1 protein-coding gene and 2 pseudogenes are annotated in these 20,671 nt (G+C 76.4%); all 3 read right to left on the bottom strand.

The window, feature by feature from the left end:
- Positions 1–78: 78 nt before the first annotated feature.
- The gene (locus ACFVVL_RS14995; RefSeq protein ID WP_387675054.1) at positions 79–11,283 is read right to left on the bottom strand and encodes a type I polyketide synthase; all 11,205 of its coding nucleotides are present in this window, start codon (positions 11,281–11,283) and stop codon (positions 79–81) included.
- Positions 11,284–11,308: 25 nt separating this feature from the next.
- Positions 11,309–16,036 (bottom strand): annotated as a pseudogene (locus ACFVVL_RS14990) (type I polyketide synthase); the annotation flags it as partial.
- A gap of 186 nt (positions 16,037–16,222) precedes the next feature.
- Positions 16,223–20,650 (bottom strand): annotated as a pseudogene (locus tag ACFVVL_RS14985) (type I polyketide synthase); the annotation flags it as partial.
- Between the last annotated feature and the right edge of the window lie 21 nt (positions 20,651–20,671).

The following is a 20,671-nucleotide window of genomic DNA, read 5'->3' as shown; positions in this document are numbered from 1 at the left end:
GCTCGTTCTGCATGTCTCGTTCACCCGCCATGAGAGTCAGGAAGTGCTGTCGCACTGCGATCCGGTGGAGCCACAGGGTCAGGAGGCGTCGAGCTCCTGGTCGATCAGCTCGAAGATGTCGTCGACGGTCGCGCTCCGGAGCCGCTCGTCCGAGGCGTCCGCGTCCGCGCCGTCCGCCTCGTCCGCCGGGGTGCCGGCCAGCCCCGCGAGCACCGCCTGCAGCCGGGTGCGGACCCCGGAGCGGACGAGTTCGTCGTCCGCTCCGATCGCCGCGAGGACCGCCTCCAGCCGGTCGATCTCGCCGAACACCGCCACCGCCGGCTCCACCTGCTCCGGCGCGAGGCCGGTCCGGATCCGCTCCGCGAGCGCGAGGGGGTTCGGGAAGTCGAACACCAGCGTCGCGGGCAACCGCAGCCCGGTGGCGGCACCGAGCCGGTTGCGCAGTTCCACGGCGGTCAGCGAGTCGAAGCCCAGGGCCTTGAACTCGCGGCCCCGCTCGACGTCCTGCGGTCCGCCGAGCCCCAGCACCGCCGCCACGTGCGTGCGCACGACGTCCAGCAGCAGCCGGGTCTGCTCGTCCTGCGGCAGACCGTCCAGCCGGTGCCGGAGGGTGTCCGCGCCGCCCGTCGCGGCCTCGGCCGTGCGCCGGGCGGGCGTGCGGACCAGGGCCCGCAGGATCGCCGGGACGGCCGCCGCGGCGGCGCCCCGGTCGGCCGCGGAGTCGAAGCGCACCGGTACCGCCAGGGCGTTCTCCCCCGAGCGGGCGGTGTCGAAGAGCGCCAGGCCCTCCTTCGCCCGGAACGGGACCAGCCCCGATCGCGCCATCCGGTCGCGGCCGGACGCGTCCATCCCGGCCGCCATCCCGCCCTCGGCCCAGGGGCCCCAGGCCAGCGCGGTCGCGGGCAGACCGGACGCCCGGCGGCGCAGGGCCAGCGCATCGAGGAAGGCGTTGGCCGCCGCGTAGTTGCCCTGCCCGGCGCTGCCGAGGGTGGCGGCGACCGAGGAGAACAGCACGAAGGCCGACAGGTCGAGATCGCGGGTGAGCTCGTCCAGCACCAGGGCCGCGTCCACCTTCGGGCGCAGCACCGCCGCCAGCCGCCCGGGCGTCAGCGAGGTCACCGTGCCGTCGTCCAGCACCCCCGCCGCGTGGATCACGGCGGTCAGCGGGTGCTCGGCCGGGACGGCCGCCAGCAGCGCGGCGACGGCCTCCCGGTCGGCGGCGTCGCAGGCCGCCAGGGTCACCTCCGCCCCCAGCTCCACCAGTTCGTCGCGCAGTTCGCGGGCGCCCTCGGCCGCGGGACCGCGCCGGCCGGTCAGCAGCAGCCGCCGGACGCCGTGCTCGGTCACCAGGTGCCGGGCGACCACGCCGCCGAGGGCGCCGGTGGCTCCGGTGATCAGCACCGTGCCCCGCGGGTCGATCGGGGCGGGCACGGTGAGCACCAGCTTGCCGGTGTGCCGGGCCTGGCTGAGGTGGCGCAGCGCGTCCGGCGCCTGCCGCACGTCCCAGCCGGTGACGGGCAGCGGCCGCAGCACGCCCCGCTCGAACAGCTCCACCAGGGCGCCGAGCATGGCGCCGATCCGGTCCGGTCCGGCCTCGATCGTGTCGAACGCCCGGTAGGACGCGCCCGGGTGGGCCGCGGCGACCGCCGCGGCGTCACGGACGTCGGTCTTGCCCATCTCCAGGAAGTGCCCGCCGTCGGCGAGCACCCGCAGCGAGGCGTCGACGTACTCGCCGGCCAGCGAGTTCAGGACGACGTCCACCCCGCGCCCGCCGGTCGCGGCCAGGAAGTGCGGCGCGAAGTCGAGCGTGCGGGAGGAGGCGAGGTGCGCCTCGTCCAGGCCGTCGGCCCGCAGCGCCGCCCACTTGCCGGGGCTCGCGGTGCCGTAGACCTCGGCGCCGAGGTGGCGGGCCAGCTGGGTGGCCGCCATGCCGACGCCGCCCGCCGCCGAGTGCACCAGCAGCGACTGGCCCGGGCGCAGGCCGGCCAGGTCGACCAGGGCGTAGTAGGCGGTGAGGTAGGCGATCGGCGCGGACGCGGCCTGGGCGAAGGTCCAGCCGCGCGGCATGCGGGCCACCATGCGGTGGTCGGCGACCGCGAGCGGCCCGAAGGCCTCGGGGACCATGCCGAAGACGCGGTCCCCGACGGCCCTGCCGGTGACCCCGGGCCCGGTCTCGACGACGATGCCCGCGGCCTCGCTGCCCAGCGAGGCCGCCCCCGGGTACATGCCCAGGGCGATGAGCGCGTCGCGGAAGTTCACCCCGGCGGCCCGGACGGCGATCCGGACCTGCCCCTCGCCCAGCGGGGCCGTGGCGGCCGGGTTCTCGGTCAGCGCGAGGCCGTCCAGGGTGCCCGTGCCGTCGGTGGTCAGCCGCCAGCCGGACGCACCGGGGGCGGGGTGCAGGGCCGCGCCGGGCTCCGTACGGGCCAGCCGGGGGGCGTGGGCGGCCCCCCGGCGCAGCGCGAGCTGCGGCTCACCGGCGGCCGGCACGGCCGTCAGGGCGCGCACCGAGTCCGGGTGGCCGTCCAGGTCGACCAGCAGGATCCGGTCCGGGTTCTCGGACTGGGCGGAGCGCACCAGGCCCCAGGCGGCGGCCTGGGCCGGGTCGGCCACCGACTCGCCGGCCTCCGGGGCGACCGCGCCGCGGGTGAGCAGGACCAGCCGGGACCGCGCCGTGCGCTCCTCGGCCAGCCAGGCCGTGACCAGGCCGAGGACCTCACGGGTCGTCCGGTGGACGTCGGCGGCGTGCTCCCCGCCGGGGGCGACGGCGGCGAGCACCAGGTGCGGGGGCGTGGCGCCGTCGTCCAGGGCGGTGGTGAGCGCGGTGAGGCCGGGGTGGACGGTGAGCCGGGCGTCGGCCGCCGCGAGTTCGGCGGCCAGCGCGGTCGCAAGGCTCCCGTTCGGGTCCTCGGGAGCGGCGTGGTCGAGCAGGGCCCAGTCGGCGTGCTCCGCGTCGGCGCCCGGCGCGGCCGGCAGGGCGACCGTCGGCCAGGTGATCCGGTAGAGCCCGTCCTGCTGCTCGGCGCGGCGTGCCCGGGCGAACCCGTCGGCGGCGACGGGGCGCAGGACCAGGGAGTCGACGGTGGCGACGGGCCGGCCGGTGGCGTCGGCGGCCAGCAGCGAGACGGCGTCCGGTCCGGCCGGGGCCAGTCGCACGCGCAGCGCGCCCGCGCCGGTCGCCGCGAGGCGCACACCGCTCCAGGAGAACGGGATCCGTCCCTGGCCGGTGTCGGGCAGCAGCCCGCCCAGGCCCACCGCGTGCAGGGCCGCGTCCAGCAGCGCCGGGTGGACACCGAACCCGTCGACCTCGGTGCCCTCCGGCAGCGCCACCTCGGCGAACACCTCCTCGCCGCGCCGCCACACCCCGCGCAGCCCCTGGAACACCGGGCCGTAGCCGAACCCCAGCTCCGTCAGCCGCTCGTAGTAGCCCTCGGTCGCCACGGCCTCGGCCGCGAGGGGCGGCCAGGGCGACAGTTCCTCGTCGGACGCCGGCCCGGCGGTGACCAGGGCGCCGGTGGCGTGCGAGGTCCAGTCCTCGCCGCCCTCCTGGGCGCCGTCCGGCCGGGAGTGCACCTGGACGGTGCGGCGGCCGGTTCCGCCGGCGGCGCTCACCGTGATCTGGACCTGCACCGCGCCCTGCTCGGGCAGCACCAACGGCGCCTGGAGCGTCAGCTCCTCCAGGAGCTCGCACCCCACCTCGTCACCGGCCCGCAGCACCAGATCCACCAACGCCGTCCCCGGCACCAGCACCGCACCCGCCACCACGTGCTCCGCCAACCAGGGCTGAGCCACAAGCGACAACCGCCCCGTCAACAACGCACCCTCACCACCGGCGAACGCGACCGCGGCGCCCAGCAGGGGGTGGCCGGCCGACCGCAGGCCCGCGCCGGTCAGGTCGCCGGGCGCGGGCCGGGTGTCCAGCCAGTAGCGGCGGCGCTGGAAGGCGTAGGTGGGCAGGTCGACGCGGCGGGCGCCGGTGCCGGCGAACACGGCCTCCCAGTCGAGGGCGGTGCCGTGGGCGTGCAGCCGGGCGAGGGCGGTGGTGAAGGACCCGGCCTCCGGTCGGTCCGCGCGCAGGAGCGGGACGGCGACGGCCTCGGGCAGGGCCTCCTGCACCATCGGGGTCAGGCCGCCGGGCCCGACCTCCAGGAACGCCGTCACGCCCTGCGCCGCCAGCGTCTCGACGGCGTCGGCGAAGCGGACCGCGTGGCGCACGTGGCGCACCCAGTAGTCGGGGTCGGCCACCTCCTCGGCCGTGACCGGCCGCCCGGTGAGCGTGGAGACGATCGGCAGGGTGGGCGCGCCGAAGGTGACGCGCTCCACGACCTCCCGGAAGCCCGCCAGCATCGGCTCCATCAACGGCGAGTGGAACGCGTGGGAGACGGCGAGCCGCTTGCTGCGACGGCCCTCCAGCAGTGCGACGACCTCCGCGACGGCGTCCTCCGATCCCGAAAGCACCACCGAGGACGGGCCGTTGACCGCCGCGATACCCACGCTGTCCTCGCGACCGGCAAGCAGCGGCGCGACCTCGTCCTCCGGGGCCTGCACCGCCACCATCACCCCGTTCGGGGGCAGCTCCTGCATCAACCGGCCGCGCGCCGCCGTCAGTTCGGCGGCGTCTTCCAATGACAGCACCCCGGCGACGTGCGCCGCGGCGTACTCGCCGATCGAGTGACCGGCCAGGACGGCGGGGCGGACCCCCCAGGAATCCACCAGCCGGAACAGCGCCACCTCGATCGCGAACAGCGCCGGCTGGGTGAACTCCGTGCGCGCCAGCAGCTCCGCGTCCTCGCCGAACACCACCTCCCGCAACGGCCGTTCGAGGTGGACGTCGAGGTACGCGCAGACCTCGTCGAAGGCCTCGGCGAAGACCGGGAACGACGCGCAGAGCTCACGCCCCATCCCCACCCGCTGACTCCCCTGCCCCGAGAACAGGAACGCCGGCCCGGCGCCCGCCGAAGCGGTGCCGAGAACCACCGAGCGGTCCGGCTCACCGTCCGCCAGGGCGCGCAGGCCCGCCATCCGGCCGGCCGGGTCCGGGGCCACCACCAGCGCGCGGTGCTCCAGGGCGGCGCGCGAGGTGGCCAGGGTCAGGCCGACCTCCGCCGCGCCCAGCTGCGGCCGCTCGGCCAGGTGGGCGTGGAGGCGCTCGGCCTGTCCGCGCAGGGCCTCCGCGGTGGCGCCGGAGAGCACCCACGGGAATTCGGCCCCGTCCGCCGTTGCCGGGGCCGCCGGGACCGGGGCCGGACCGGCCGGGGCGGGCGCCTGCTCGATGATCACGTGGGCGTTGGTGCCGCTCACCCCGAAGGACGAGATGCCCGCCCGGCGCGGCCGGTCGTTCCGCGGCCAGTCGGCGGCCTCGGTCAGCAGTTCCACGGCGCCCGCCGACCAGTCGACGTGCGGGGTGGGCTCGTCCACGTGCAGGGTCCTGGGCAGGACCTCGTGCCGGAGCGCCTGCACCATCTTGATGATGCCGCCGACCCCGGCCGCGGCCTGGGTGTGACCGATGTTCGACTTCAACGAGCCCAGCCACAGCGGGCGTTCCTCGGGCCGGTCCTGCCCGTAGGTGGCCAGCAGCGCCTGTGCCTCGATCGGGTCGCCGAGCGTCGTCCCGGTGCCGTGCGCCTCGACCACGTCGACGTCCGCCGGGGAGAGCCCCGCGTCCGCCAGGGCCTGGCGGATCACCCGCTGCTGCGCGGGACCGTTGGGCGCCGTCAAGCCGTTGGAGGCGCCGTCCTGGTTCACCGCACTGCCCCGCACCACCGCCAGCACCCGGTGACCGTGACGCTCGGCGTCCGACAGCCGCTCCACCAGCAGCATGCCCGCCCCCTCGCCCCAGCCGGTGCCGTCGGCGGCGGCCGCGAAGGGCTTGCAACGGCCGTCGGGCGCCAGGCCGCGCTGGCGGCTGAACTCGATGAAGGCGTTGGGACTGGACATCACGGTCACCCCGCCCGCGAGCGCGAGCGAGCACTCGCCGCGCCGCAGTGCCTGCGCCGCCAGGTGCAGCGCGACCAGCGAGGACGAGCACGCGGTGTCCACCGTCAGCGTCGGCCCCTCCAGGCCGAAGGTGTAGGCGATCCGGCCCGACACCACGCTCGCCGAACTGCCGGTGCCGATGTAGCCCTCCAGGTCCTGCGGCACGCTCAACAGGCGGGAGGCGTAGTCCTGGTAGCCGGAGCCCATGAAGACGCCGGTCCGGCTGCCGCGCATCGCGGCCGGATCGATCCCGGCCCGCTCGAAGGCCTCCCAGGTCAGTTCGAGCAGCAGCCGCTGCTGCGGGTCCATGGCGAGCGCCTCGCGCGGCGAGATGCCGAAGAAGGCCGGGTCGAAGTCGGCGACGTCGTAGAGGAATCCGCCGTCCGTGGCGTAGCTGGTGCCCGGCCGGTCCGGGTCGGGGTCGTAGAGCGCCTCCAGGTCCCAGCCGCGGTCCGCGGGGAAGCCGGCCACCGCGTCGCGCCCCTCGGCCACCAGCCGCCACAGCTCCTCGGGCGAACGGACCTCACCCGGGTAGCGGCAGCTCATCGCGACGATGGCGATCGGCTCGTCGCGGCGCGCGGCCGTGGCGGCGGCCGTGGGCGCGGCCGTCTCCTCGGCGCCGGTCAGCTGCCCGCGCAGGTGGGCGGCCAGCACGGCGGGCGACGGGTGGTCGAAGACCAGGGTGGCCGGCAGTCGCACACCGGTCGCCGCGGCCAGCCGGTTGCGCAGCTCGACGGCGGTCAGCGAGTCGAAGCCCAGCTCCCGGAAGGCCCGGTCGGCGGCGACCTGCTCCGCTCCCCCGTGGCCGAGCACCGCGGCCGCCTCCGCCCGGACCAGGTCCAGCACCGCGCGCAGCTGCTCGGCCTCCGCGAGCCCGGTCACCCGGCGGACGAACGCGGGCACCGGTGCGTCGGCGGCCGGCTCCGGGCCGTCGGCGCCGGCCGCCTGCGCGGACCGGACCTCCGGCAGGTCGGCGATCAGCGGGCTGGGGCGTACCAGGGTGAAGGACGGCGCGAACCGCGACCAGTCCACGTCCGCCACGGTGACGGCGGTCTCCTCGCGGTCCAGCGCGCCGCACAGCGCGGAGACCGCCAACTCCGGGGCGAGCGCGGCCAGTCCACGGCGCCGCAGCCGGTCCTCGGCGTCACCGTCCTCGACCATGCCGCCTCCCGCCCAGGGCCCCCAGGCCACGGCGGTCGCGGCCAGGCCCCGGGCCCGGCGCCGCTCGGCCAGGGTGTCGAGCGCGGCATTGGCCACCGCGTAGGCGGCCTGGCCGCCGGCGCCCCAGACGCCGGAGATCGAGGAGAACAACACGAACGCGTCCAGCGCCCGGTCGCCCAGCAGTTCGTCCAGGTGCCGGGCGCCCTCGGCCTTCGCGGCCACCACCCGGGCGAACTCCTCCGGCGTGGTCTCGGCCAGCAGGCCGGGTGTGCCCACACCGGCGGCGTGCACCACGGCGGTCAGCGGGTACTCGGCCGGCAGTCCGTCGAGCAGCCGCGCCAGCGCCTCCCGGTCGGCCACGTCGCACGCGGCGACGGTCACCTCGGCCCCCAGGGCCACCAGTTCGTCACGGAGTTCGGCCGCGCCGTCGGCCGCGAGCCCGCGCCGACCGGCCAGCACCAGGTGCTCGGCGCCCTCGCGCGCCAGCCGGCGTGCGACATGGCCGCCCAGCGCGCCCGTACCGCCCGTGATCAGCACGGTCCCGTGCGGCCGCCGGGCGGCGCCCGCCGTGACCGCGCCCTGCGGCGCGCGCGTCAGCCTGCGGACGTAGACGCCCGAGCCGCGCACCGCGAGCTGGTCCTCGGCGCCCGCGCCGGTCAGCACGGCCGCCAGGCGGCGGGCGGCCCGCTCGTCCAGCGCCTCCGGGAGGTCCACCAGACCGCCCCAGCGGCGGCCGTGCTCCAGCGCCGCCGTCCGGCCCAGCGCCCAGACCTGCGCCTGCCGGGCGCTGCGGACCGGGTCGGAGGAGCCGATCGAGACCGCTCCCCGGGTGGCGCACCAGAGCGGGGCGTCGAGGCCGAGGTCGCCCAGCGCCTGGACCAGGGCGAGGGTGGCGGCCAGGCCCGCCGGCAGCACGGGGTGCACGGGGTGCGCCCGCTCGTCCACCGCGAGCAGGGAGAGCACTCCGGTGACGCCGTTCTCGGGGGCGCCCTGCTCCGGGCCGAGGTCGGCGAGCACACCGCGCAGCTGCTCGGCGACGGCCTCGCGGCCGGCGGCGGTGTCCACGGTGACGGGGACGACCTCCTCGCCGTGCGCGCGCAGGGCGCCGACGACGGCCGCGCCCCAGCCGTCCTCGTCCGGTCCGGCGGGCAGCAGGACGAGGCGGCGCCCGCCCGGGGCGGCCTCCCTGAGATCGGGTGCGGGCTTCCAGGTGATCCGGTAGCGCCAGCCGTCCACCGTGGACTGCTCCCGGTGCGTGCGGCGCCAGGTGGAGAGCGCCGGCAGGACGGAGGCCAGCGGGGCGTCCTCGGGCACCTGGATGCGGTCGGCGAACGCGGCCAGGTCCTGCTGCTCCACGGTCTCCCAGAAGCCCGCCTCGACCGGGTCCGCCGGAGCGGCCGAGAAGGCGGAGGACTCCAGCCAGTAGCGGCGGCGCTGGAAGGCGTAGGTGGGGAGGTCGACGCGCCGTCCGCCGGCTCCGGCGAAGACGGCGTCCCAGTCGAGGGCGGTGCCGTGGGTGTGGAGGTGGGCGAGGGCGGTGGTGAAGGACTCGGGCTCGGTGCGGTCGGCGCGCAGGGCGGGGACGGCAGCGGTGTCGGGCAGGGTCTCCTGGACCATCGGGGTCAGACCGCCCGGGCCGACCTCCAGGAAGACCGTCGCGCCGTTGGCCGCGAGCGTGTCGACGGCGTCGGCGAAGCGGACGGCGTGGCGGACGTGGCGCACCCAGTAGTCGGGGTCGGCGAGTTCCTCGGCGGTGAGGAGCTGTCCGGTGAGGGTGGAGACGATCGGCAGAGCGGGCGCGGCGAAGGTGACGCGCTCGGCCACCGCGCGGAAGGCCGCGAGCATCGGCTCCATCAGCGGCGAGTGGAACGCGTGCGAGACCGTGAGCCGCTTGGTGCGACGGCCCTCCAGCAGTGCGACGACCTCCAGGACGGCGTCCTCCGATCCCGAAAGCACCACCGAGGACGGGCCGTTGACTGCCGCGATACCCACGCGGTCCTCGCGACCGGCGAGCAACGGCGCGACCTCGTCCTCCGAGGCCTGCACCGCGACCATCGCCCCGCCCGGCGGCAGCTCCTGCATCAACCGGCCGCGCACGGCGACCAGTTCGGCCGCGTCTTCGAGCGAGAACACGCCCGCGACGTGCGCGGCGGCCAGCTCGCCGATCGAGTGCCCGGCCAGGAAGTCCGCCCGCGCCCCCCACGACTCCACCAACCGGAACAACGCCACCTCGACCGCGAACAGCGCCGGCTGGGTGAACTCCGTGCGCGCCAGCAGCTCCGCGTCCTCGCCGAACACCACCTCCCGCAACGGCCGCTCCAAGTGCACGTCCAGATGCGCGCAGACCTCGTCGAACGCCTCCGCGAACACCGGGAACGACGCGCACAGCTCACGCCCCATCCCCAGCCGCTGGCTCCCCTGCCCCGAGAACAGGACCGCGAGCTTGTTCTTCCGTCCCGCGACGCCCTGGACCAGCCCGGCATCGGCACCGTCCCGCGCCAGGGCCTCCAGCCCGCGCAGCAGCCCGTCCCGGTCGGCCCCGAGGACCACGGCCCGGTGGGGCAGCGCGGCACGCGAGGTGGCCAGTGAGCGGCCGAGGTCGGCGGGGTCGACCCCCGGACGCTCCGCCAGGTGGGCCAGCAGTCGCCGGGCCTGCCCGCGCAGCGCCTGCCCGTCCCGGGCCGACAGCGGCCACAGCGTCACCGGGACCTGCGGCGGCCCACCCGCCGGGCCGTCCGTCCGCTCCTCCGCAGGCTCCTCGGCGGGCGCCGCTTCGAGGATGACGTGCGCGTTGGTGCCGCTGACGCCGAACGAGGACACGCCCGCCCGCCGGAGCCGGTCCAGCTCCGGCCAGGCCACCGGTTCGGTCAGCAGCCGCACCGCGCCCGCCGACCAGTCCACGTGCGGCGAGGGCTCGTCCACGTGCAGGGTGCGCGGCAGCACACCGTGCCGCATCGCCATCACCATCTTGATCACACCCGCGACACCCGCCGCGGCCTGGGTGTGCCCGATGTTCGACTTCAGCGCCCCCAGCCAGAGCGGCCGGTCCTCGGGCCGGTCCTGGCCGTAGGTCGCCAGCAGGGCCTGCGCCTCGATCGGGTCGCCCAGCGAGGTGCCGGTCCCGTGCGCCTCCACCGCGTCCACCTCGGCCGCGGACAGCCCCGCGTCCGCAAGCGCCTGGCGGATCACCCGCTGCTGGGCGGGACCGCTCGGCGCCGTCAGACCGTTGGACGCGCCGTCCTGGTTCACCGCGCTGCCCCGCACCACGGCCAGCACCGGGTGACCGTGGCGACGTGCATCGGAGAGCCGCTCCACCAGCAGCATGCCCACGCCCTCGGCCCAGCCGGTGCCGTCGGCGGCGGCGGAGAAGGGCTTGCAGCGGCCGTCGGCCGCCAGTCCGCGCTGGCGGCTGAACTCCATGAACGCGCCGGGCGTCGACATCACCGTCACGCCGCTCACCAGGGCCAGCGCGCACTCCTCGCGCCGCAGCGCCTGCGCCGCCAGGTGCAGGGCCACCAGCGAGGACGAGCACGCGGTGTCCACCGTCACCGCCGGCCCCTCCAGGCCGAAGGTGTAGGCGATCCGGCCCGACACCACGGCGGCGGCGTTGCCGGTGCCGAGGTAGCCGTCGAAGTCCTCCGGGGAGTTGGAGAGGCGCGCGTAGTCCTGCCCGTTGGTCCCCGCGTAGACGCCCGTCCGGGTGCCGCGCAGCGAGGCCGGGTCGAGGCCGGCCCGCTCGAAGACCTCCCAGGTGGCCTCCAGCAGCAGCCGCTGCTGCGGGTCCATCATCAGCGCCTCGCGCGGCGAGATCCCGAAGAACCCGGCGTCGAACTCGGCGACGTCGTGCAGGAATCCGCCCCGGCGGACGTAGCAGGTGCCGGCGTGGTCCGGGTCGGGGTCGTAGAGCGCCTCCAGGTCCCAGCCGCGGTCGGCGGGGAAGCCGCCGATCGCGTCGCCGCCCTCGGCGACCAGGCGCCACAGGTCCTCGGGCGACGCGACGCCGCCGGGGAAGCGGCAGCTCATCGCCACGATCGCGAGGGGCTCCGCGGCGTCCTCCACCAGCTTCCGGTTCTGCCGACGCAGCCGCTCGGTCTCCTGAAGGGAGGCCCGCAGTGCTTGAACGATCTTGTCGTTCGAGGTGGTCATCATCCGCTCCGTACTCAGGGCCGTTTCAGAAATCGCTGTCGCCGAGCGCAAGTTCGACAAGATCGTCGATGCCCATCGTCTCGATGGACTCCGCCGTGCCGGGGTCGTCCGGGGCCGGTTCCCCCGCGCCGGGCTCCGCCAGCCGCAGCAGGGCCTCCAGCAGCCCGGCCTCCCGCAGGCGGGACAGCGGGACGGTCGCCAGGGCCTGCCGCAGCCGGGCGTCCGGGACGTCGCCGGTGCCCGCGTCCCCGCCGGCGGCCGGGACGAGTTCCGCGCACAGGTGGTCGGTGAGCGCGCCGGGGGTGGGGTGGTCGAACACCATCGTGGTCGGCAGCCGCAGCCCCGTCGCCGTGGCGATCCGGTTGCGCAGCTCGACCGCGGTGAGCGAGTCGAAGCCCAGCTCCCGGAACGCCCGGTCCGGCTCGATCGACTCGCCCCCGCCGTAGCCGAGCACGGCCGCGGCCTCCGTCTGCACGAGGTCGAGCAGCAGCGCGTGCCGGCCCTCCGGCGGCAGCTCCGCGAGGCGGCGGGTGAGCTCCGACGCCCCGCCGTCGGCGGCCGCGTCGGCGCCGGTGGCCCCCGCCAGGGCCGCCCGGACCTCCGGCAGGTCACCGAGCAGCGGGCTCACCCGGCCGACGGTGAAGGACGGCGCGAACCGCGACCAGTCGACGTCCGCCACCACCACCGCGGTCTCGTCCCGGTCCAGGGCGTCCTGGAGCGCGCTGACGGCCAGCGCGGGGGCCAGCTGCGGCAGGCCGCGGCGGCGCAGGTGCTCCGCCGCGCCGTCCTCGGCCGCCATGCCGCCCTCGCCCCAGGGACCCCAGGCGACCGCGGTCGCGGCCAGGCCCCGGGCCCGGCGCCGCTGCGCCAGGGCGTCCAGGAAGGCGTTGCCGGCCGAGTAGGCCGCCTGGCTGCCACTGCCCCAGACCCCGGAGACCGAGGAGAAGAGCACGAAGGCGTCCAGGTCCCGTTCCTCCAGCAGCTCGTCCAGGTGCACGGCGCCCGCCACCTTGGCCGCGACCACGTCCGCCAGCTCGCCCAGGCCGGTCTCCATGACGGTGGTGAACTGCGGGAGGCCGGCGGCGTGCACCACGGCGGTCAGCGGGTGCTGGGCCGGCAGGGAGTCCAGCAGCCCCGCCAGCGCCTCGCGGTCGGCCACGTCGCAGCCCGCGATGGTGACCTCGGCCCCCAGCTCCTCCAGCTCACGGCGCAGTTCGTCCGCACCCTCGGCCGCCGCGCCGCGCCGGCTGGTCAGCACCAGGTGCTCGGCACCGCTGCGCGCCAGCCAGCGGGCCGCGTGACCGCCGAGCGAACCGGTGCCACCGGTGATCAGCACGGTGCCGCGCGGACGCCACGCGCGCCCGGGGGTGCTCCGTGCCGCCCGCGTCAGCCGGCGGACGAACACCCCGGATCCGCGCACCGCCAGCTGGTCCTCGTCCCCGGCGCCGCCCAGCACATCGGCCAGCCGGCCCAGGGTGCGGGCGTCCTGGCCGGAGGACGGCGGGAGGTCGACCAACCCGCCCCAGCGGTCGGGGTGTTCCAGCGCGACGGCACGGCCCAGCCCCCACACCAGCCCCTGGAGCGGCTGCTCGACGGGGTTGGAGCGGCCGACCGAGACGGCGGCCCGGGTGACGCACCACAGCGGGGCGTCCAGCTCGGCGTCCCCCAGGGCCTGCACCAGGGTGACGGTCGCCGTGAGGCCGAGGGGCAGCGCCCGGTGGACCGGGTGCGCGCGCTCGTCCAGCGCCAGCAGGGACAGCACCCCGACCGTCGGGGTGTCCTGCGGCAGGGTCTCGCGCAGCAGCTTGGCGAGCATCGGCCGGTCGGTGCCGGCGTCGGCCACGATCAGCGTCGACGGCTCGGCGCCCCGCTCCCGCAGCACCCGGGCGCAGGCGTCCGCCGCTTCCTCGTCGGCCGCGACGACCAGCCAGCCGCCGGCCAGGGGGCCGGACGGGAGGTCGGTGCACGGCTTCCAGGTGGCCTGGTAGCGCCAGCTGTCGACGGTGTTGCGGGTCCTGGTCTCGCGACGCCAGGACGACAGTGCGGCGAACACCGAGTCGAGCGGCGCGTCGGCGTCGAGACCGAGCCGCTCGGCCAGTGCCTGGGACTCCCCGCGCTCCACGGTGTCCCAGAACTCGGCCTCCGCCGCGTCGACGGGCGCCGCCGGGACGGACCGCTCCGGCGTGCTCCGCAGCCAGTACTGCTGCTGCTGGAAGGCGTAGGTGGGCAGGTCGACCCGCCGCCCGCCGGTTCCGGCGAGGACCGCGTCCCACACCGGGGAGGCGCCCCGCACGTGCAGCTCGGCGAGGGCGGTGGTCAGCGCCGCGTCCTCGGGGCGGTCGGCGCGCAGGGCGGGGACGGCGGCGGTGTCGGGCAGGGTCTCCTGGACCATCGGGGTCAGGCCGCCGGGGCCGATCTCCAGGAAGACCGTCACCCCCTGCGCCGCCAGCGATTCGACGGCGTCGGCGAAGCGGACGGCGTGGCGCACGTGGCGCACCCAGTAGTCGGGATCGGTGAGCTCGTCGGCGGTGAGGAGCTGTCCGGTGAGGGTGGAGACGACCGGCAGGGTGGGCGCGGCGAAGGTGACGCGCTCGGCCACCGCGCGGAAGGCGGCGAGCATGGGCTCCATCAGCGGCGAGTGGAAGGCGTGGGAGACGGTGAGCCGCTTGGTGCGGCGGCCCTCCAGGAGTGCGACGACCTCCTCGACGGCGCCCTTCGATCCCGAAAGCACCACCGAGGACGGGCCGTTGACCGCCGCGATACCCACGCTGTCCTCACGGCCGACCAGCAACGGCGCGACCTCGTCCCCCGAGGCCTGAACCGCCACCATCGCCCCACCGGACGGCAGCTCCTGCATCAACCGGCCGCGCACGGCGACCAGTTCGGCCGCGTCTTCGAGCGACAGCACCCCGGCGACGTGCGCGGCGGCGAACTCGCCGATCGAGTGCCCGGCCAGGAAGGCGGGACGAATCCCCCACGACTCCACCAGCCGGAACAACGCCACCTCGATGGCGAACAACGCCGGCTGGGTGAACTCCGTCCGGTTCAGGACCTCCGCGTCCTCGCCGAACACCACCTCCCGCAACGGCCGCCCCAAATGCACGTCCAGATGCGCGCAGACCTCGTCGAACGCCTCCGCGAACACCGGGAACGACGCGCACAGCTCACGCCCCATCCCCAGCCGCTGACTCCCCTGCCCCGAGAAGAGCAGGGCCAGCCGTCCGCGGGACGACGCAGCGACCCCTCGCACCAGTCCGGCCACCGACTCGCCCCGGCCCAGCGCGCCGAGAGCGGCGGCGAGGTCGGCCCGGTCGCGGCCCACGACGACGGCCCGGTGGTCCAGCGCGGTCCGTGAGACCGCCAGGGAGAGGGCGAGGTCGGCCGGGGCGGCCTCGGGGCCGGCGTCCAGGGCGTCGAGCAGCCGGTTCGCCTGCTCGCGCAGGGCCGGCTCGTCCTTCGCCGACAGCACCCAGGGCAGGCTTCGCGGCGCCTCCGGGACGGCCGGGGCCGGCACGACGGCGGCCTCGGCGGGCGCCTGCTCGATGATGGTGTGGGCGTTGGTGCCGCTGACGCCGAAGGAGGAGACGGCGGCACGGCGCGGGCGGTCGCCCGCCGGCCACGCCACCGGCTCGGTCAGCAACCGCACCGCACCGGTCGACCAGTCGACGTGCGGCGTCGGCTCGTCCACGTGCAGGGTGCGCGGCAGCGACCCGTGCCGGATCGCGAGCACCGTCTTGATCACACTGGCGACGCCCGAGGCGGCCTGGGTGTGGCCGATGTTGGACTTGATCGAGCCGAGCCAGAGCGGCCGGTCCCCGGGCCGGTCCTGGCCGTAGGTGGCCAGCAGGGCCTGTGCCTCGATCGGGTCGCCGAGCGCGGTGCCGGTGCCGTGCGCCTCCACCGCGTCGATGTCGGCGGTGGAGAGGCGGGCGTTGGCCAGGGCCTGCTGGATCACGCGCTGCTGGGCGGGGCCGTTGGGCGCCGTCAGGCCGTTCGACGCGCCGTCCTGGTTGACGGCACTGCCGCGCACCACCGCCAGCACCGGGTGCCCGTGACGCTCGGCGTCCGACAGCCGCTCCACCAGCAGCATGCCCACGCCCTCGCCCCAGCCGGTGCCGTCGGCGGCGGCCGCGAACGGCTTGCAGCGCCCGTCGACGGCCAGGCCGCGCTGGCGGCTGAACTCGACGAAGGCGTTGGGGCTGGACATCACCGCCGCGCCGCCGACCAGGGCCAGCGAGCACTCGCCCGAGCGCAGCGCCTGGGTCGCCAGGTGCAGCGCGACCAGCGAGGACGAGCAGGCCGTGTCCACCGTCACCGCCGGGCCTTCGAGCCCCAGCGCGTAGGCGATCCGGCCGGACATGACGGAGGAGGAGCTGCCGGTGAGGAGGTGCCCCTCCACCCCCTCGGGCAGCTCGGACAGCCCGGCGCCGTAGCCCTGGTAGCCGGAGCCGACGAAGACGCCGGTCAGGCTGCCGCGCACCGAGGCGGGGTCGAGCCGTGCCCGCTCCAGGGTCTCCCAGGCCACCTCCAGCAGGATCCGCTGCTGCGGGTCCATGGCCAGCGCCTCGCGCGGCGAGATCCCGAAGAACCGTGCGTCGAAGGCGCCGGCGTCGTGCAGGAAGCCGCCCTGGTTGACGTAGCTGGTGCCGGTCCGCTCCGGGTCCGGGTCGTACAGGGCCTCGATGTCCCAGCCCCGGTCGGCCGGGAACGGGCCGACCGCGTCCGCCTCGTCCACCAGCAGCTGCCACAGGTCCTCCGGGGACCGCACGCCGCCGGGGAAGCGGCAGCCCATCGCCACGATCGCGATCGGTTCGTCGTTCCCGGTCGCGGTCCCGGTCGCCGCCGTCGCGGCCACGGTGGCGGCTCCCCCCTGCGCGCCGGACAGTTCGACGGCCAGGAAGGCCGCGAGGTCCGTCGCGTTGGGGTGGTCGAAGACCAGGGTGGTCGGCAGCCGCAGCCCCGTCACGGTGTTCAGCCGGTTGCGCAGTTCGACACCGGTGAGCGAGTCGAAGCCCAGGTCCTTGAACGCCCGCTCGGGCGCGACCGCCTCGGGGCCCGGGTGGCCGAGCGCCCCGGCCACCTCGGTGCGGACCAGGTCGAGCAGGACGCGGTCGCGCTCGGCGCCCGGCAGGGTGGCCAACTCGGCGGCGAGGGAGGGAAGTCCGCCACCGGACTGCGCGTCCTCGGCGCCGGACAGCGCCTCCCGCACCTCCGGGAGTTCCCCGAAGAGCGGGCTGGGGCGGGTGACGGTGAAGGCGGGGACGAAGCGCTCCCAGCGCACATCGGCCACCACGACCGCCGTCTCCTCCTGGTCCAGCGCCCGCTGGAACGCCGCGATCGCGGGCTGCGGCGCCATCGCGGGCAGGCCGCGGCGGCGCAGGTGGGCCTCCGCCTCCTCGCCGTCCACCATGCCGCCCTCGGCCCACGGGCCCCAGGCGACCGCGGTCGCGGCCAGGCCCCGGGCCCGGCGCCGCTGCGCCAGGGCGTCCAGGAAGGCGTTGGCGGCGGCGTAGCCGGCCTGGCTCCCGCTGCCCCACACTCCGGCGACGGAGGAGAAGAGCACGAACGCGTCCAACGGGTGGTCGCCCAGGAGCTCGTCCAGGTGCGCGGCCCCGGCCACCTTGGCCGCCACCACCTCGGCGAGGTCGGCGAGCGCGGTCCCCTCCACCGGGGCGAACTGGGGCATGCCCGCGGCGTGCACGACGGCGGTCGGCCGGTCGGCCCCGGGGAGGTCGGCGAGCAGCCGGGCCACCGCGTCGCGGTCCGACACGTCGCAGGCCGCGATGGTCACCCGCACGCCCAACGCCTCGATCTCGGCGGCGAGTTCGGCCGCCCCGGCGGTGGAGCTCCCCCGCCGGCCGGTCAGCACCAGGTGCTCGGCGCCGCGCTGCGCGAGGTGCCGGGCCACCTGGGTGCCCAGCGCACCGAGTCCGCCGGTGATGAGCACCGTGCCCCGGGGGCGCCAGCCCCGGTCGGCCGCGCCGGTGCCCGCGGCGCCGGAGGCGGCGCGGTGCAGGCGGCGCACGAAGGTGCCGGAGGAGCGGACGGCGAGCTGATCCTCCTCGCTCCCGCCGGCGAGCACGGCGGCGAGGCGGCGCGCCGAGCGGTCGTCCAGCGTCTCCGGGAGGTCGACCAGTCCGCCCCAGCGCTGCGGGTGCTCCAGCGCCACGGAGCGGCCCAAGCCCCAGACCATCGCCTGGGACGGATCCCCGGCGCCGTCCGAACGGCCGACCGCCACCGCGCCCCGGGTGGCGCACCACAGCGGCGCGTCCACTCCGGCGTCGCCGAGGGCCTGGACCAGCAGGGTGGTCAGCGCCAGCCCCAGGGGCAGCGAGGGGTGGGCCGGGTGACGGTCCCCGTCGAGGGCGAGCAGCGAGAGCAGGCCCGCCGGCCGGTCGTCGCCGGTCGCCTCCGCCAGCCGTCCGGCCAGCACCGCGCGGTCGTCGTCGCCCGTCACGGGCACCTCGACGACGGTGGCGCCGTGCGCGCCGAGCGCCGTCCGCACCGCCACCGCGGTCGGGTGGTCCTGGGACCCGGTCGGGAGCACGAGCAGCCAGCTGCCCGTCAGTTCGGCGTCGCCGCGCGCGGCCAGCGGCTTCCACTGGACCTGGTAGCGCCAGCGGTCCACCACCGAGTGCTCGCGCCGGCGTCGACGCCAGTCGGCGAGTGCCGGGAGCACCGAGCTGAGCGGCGTCTCCCCGTCCACCTCCAGCTGCTCGGACAGCGAGGCCAGGTCCGCGCGCTCGACGACCTCCCAGAAGCCCGCGTCGGCCGGGTCCACGGCGACCGCACCGTCGGCCTTCGGCGCGGCGGCCTTGAGCCAGTACGACGCGCGCTGGAAGGCGTAGGTGGGCAGGTCGACGCGGCGGGCGCCGGTTCCGGCGAAGACGGCCGTCCAGTCGAGGGCGGTGCCGTGGGTGTGGAGGTGGGCGAGGGCCGTGGTGAAGGCGGCGGGTTCGGGGCGGTCGGCGCGCAGGGCGAGAACCGCGAGGGCGTCCGGCAGCGTCTCCTGGACCATCGGGGTCAGGCCGCCGGGGCCGATCTCCAGGAAGGCCTTCACGCCGTTGGCCGCGAGGGTGCCGAGGGCGTCGGCGAAGCGGACGGCGTGGCGGACGTGGCGCACCCAGTAGTCGGGGTCGGCCAACTCCTCCGCCGAGACCGGCCGTCCGGTGAGGGTGGAGACGATCGGCAGGGTGGGCGCGGCGAAGGTGACGCGCTCGGCCACCGCGCGGAAGGCCGCGAGCATGGGCTCCATCAGGGGCGAGTGGAACGCGTGGGAAACGGTGAGCCGCTTGCTGCGACGGCCCTCCAGCAGCGCGACGACCTCCGTGACGGCGTCCTCGTCGCCCGAGAGCACCACCGAGGACGGGCCGTTGACCGCCGCGATACCCACGCTGTCTTCACGACCGGCGAGCAGCGGCGCGACCTCGTCCTCCGAGGCCTGCACCGCGACCATCGCCCCACCGGACGGCAGCTCCTGCATCAACCGGCCACGGGCCACCACCAGTTCGGCGGCGTCGGCCAGCGAGAACACGCCCGCGACGTGCGCGGCGGCCAGCTCGCCGATCGAGTGCCCGGCCAGGAAGTCCGCCCGCACCCCCCACGACTCCACCAGCCGGAACACCGCCACCTCCACCGCGAACAACGCCGGCTGGGTGAACTCCGTCCGGTTCAGGACCTCCGCATCCTCGCCGAACACCACCTCCCGCAACGGCCGTCCGAGGTGAACGTCCACCGCCCCGCAGACCTCGTCGAACGCCGCCGCGAACACCGGGAACGACGCATGCAGCTCACGCCCCATCCCCAGCCGCTGGCTCCCCTGCCCCGAGAACAGGAACGCCGACCCGCCGTCCACGACCGTGCCGCCCGAGGTCTCGCCGCGCGCCAACGCGGCCAGTCCGTCGAGGAGTTCCTCCCGGTCCGCGCCGACCACGACGGCACGCCGGGACAGCGCGGCCCGCGAGGTGACCAGGGAGTGGGCGACGTCCACCGCGTCCAGCTCCGCGTGCTCCCGGACGTGCGCGAGCAGGCGCGCCGCCTGGTCGCGCAGGGCCTGCGGGTCCTTCGCGGAGAGCACCCACGGCAGGACGGCCGGGGCCGGGGCCGGGTCGGCCGGTCGCGGCCGGTCCGCCGGACGGCCGGGAGCCTGTTCGAGGATGACATGGGCGTTGGTGCCGCTGACGCCGAAGGACGACACGCCGGCCCGGCGCGGGCGGTCGCCCTGCGGCCAGTCGACGGCCTCCGTCAGCAGCTCCACCGCGCCCGCCGACCAGTCCACGTGCGGAGTCGGCTCGTCCGCGTGCAGGGTGGGCGGCAGCACACCGTGCCGCATCGCCATCACCATCTTGATCACGCCCGCGACACCCGCCGCGGCCTGGGTGTGACCGATGTTCGACTTCACCGTCCCGAGCCGGAGCGGGCTGCCCTCGGCGCGCCCCTGCCCGTAGGCCTTGAGCAGGGCCTGCGCCTCGATCGGGTCGCCCAGCGTGGTGCCGGTGCCGTGCGCCTCCACCGCGTCCACGTCCGTCGCCGACAGCCCGGCGTTCGCCAGGGCCTGGCGGATCACCCGCTGCTGCGCGGGGCCGTTGGGCGCCGTCAGGCCGTTGGAGGCGCCGTCCTGGTTCACCGCGCTGCCCCGCACCACGGCCAGCACCGGGTGTCCGAGGCGCTCGGCGTCCGACAGGCGCTCGACGAGCAGCATGCCCACGCCCTCCGCGAGGCCGGTGCCGTCGGCACCCGCCGCGAACGCCCGGCAGCGTCCGTCCTCGGACAGGCCGCGCTGACGGCTGAAGGCGATGAGCGCGCCCGGGGTCGACATCACGGTGACGCCGCCGGCCAGGGCCAGCGAGCACTCACCGGCGCGCAGCGCCTGCGCCGCCAGGTGCAGGGCGACCAGCGAGGACGAGCACGCCGTGTCCACCGTCACCGCCGGCCCCTCCAGGCCGAAGGTGTAGGCGAGACGGCCGGAGACGACCGCCGCGGAGTTGCCGGTGAGCAGGTGTCCTTCGAGCCCCTCCGCGCCCGAGTCGCGCAGCCCGGCCGCGTAGTCCTGGCCGTTGGTGCCGGTGAAGACGCCGGTCCGGCTGCCGCGCAGCGCGGCCGGGTCGATCCCGGCGCCCTCGAACGCCTCCCAGGTGGTCTCCAGCAGCAGCCGCTGCTGCGGGTCCATCGCCAGCGCCTCGCGCGGCGAGATCCCGAAGAACTCCGGGTCGAAGGCGTCGGCGTCGTGCAGGAAGCCGCCCTCGCGGGCGTAGCAGCGGCCCGGGGCGTCGGGGTCCGGGTCGTAGAGCCCTTCGAGGTCCCAGCCGCGGTTCACCGGGAGGCCGGTGATGGCGTCGGTCCCCTCGGCCACCAGCCGCCACAGCTCCTCGGGGCCGGTGACCCCGCC

It is taken from the genome of Kitasatospora sp. NPDC058115 (assembly GCF_042884635.1).
Classification (GTDB): Bacteria; Actinomycetota; Actinomycetes; order Streptomycetales; family Streptomycetaceae; genus Kitasatospora.
The sequence above is the reverse complement of the archived record's forward strand: the minus strand, read 5'-3'. Positions and strand labels throughout refer to the sequence as shown.

Coding starts and splice junctions, on each gene's coding strand:
- ACFVVL_RS14995 (WP_387675054.1), bottom strand. CDS start 11,283: ATGACCACCTCGAACGACAAGATCGTTCAAGCACTGCGGGCCTCCCTT.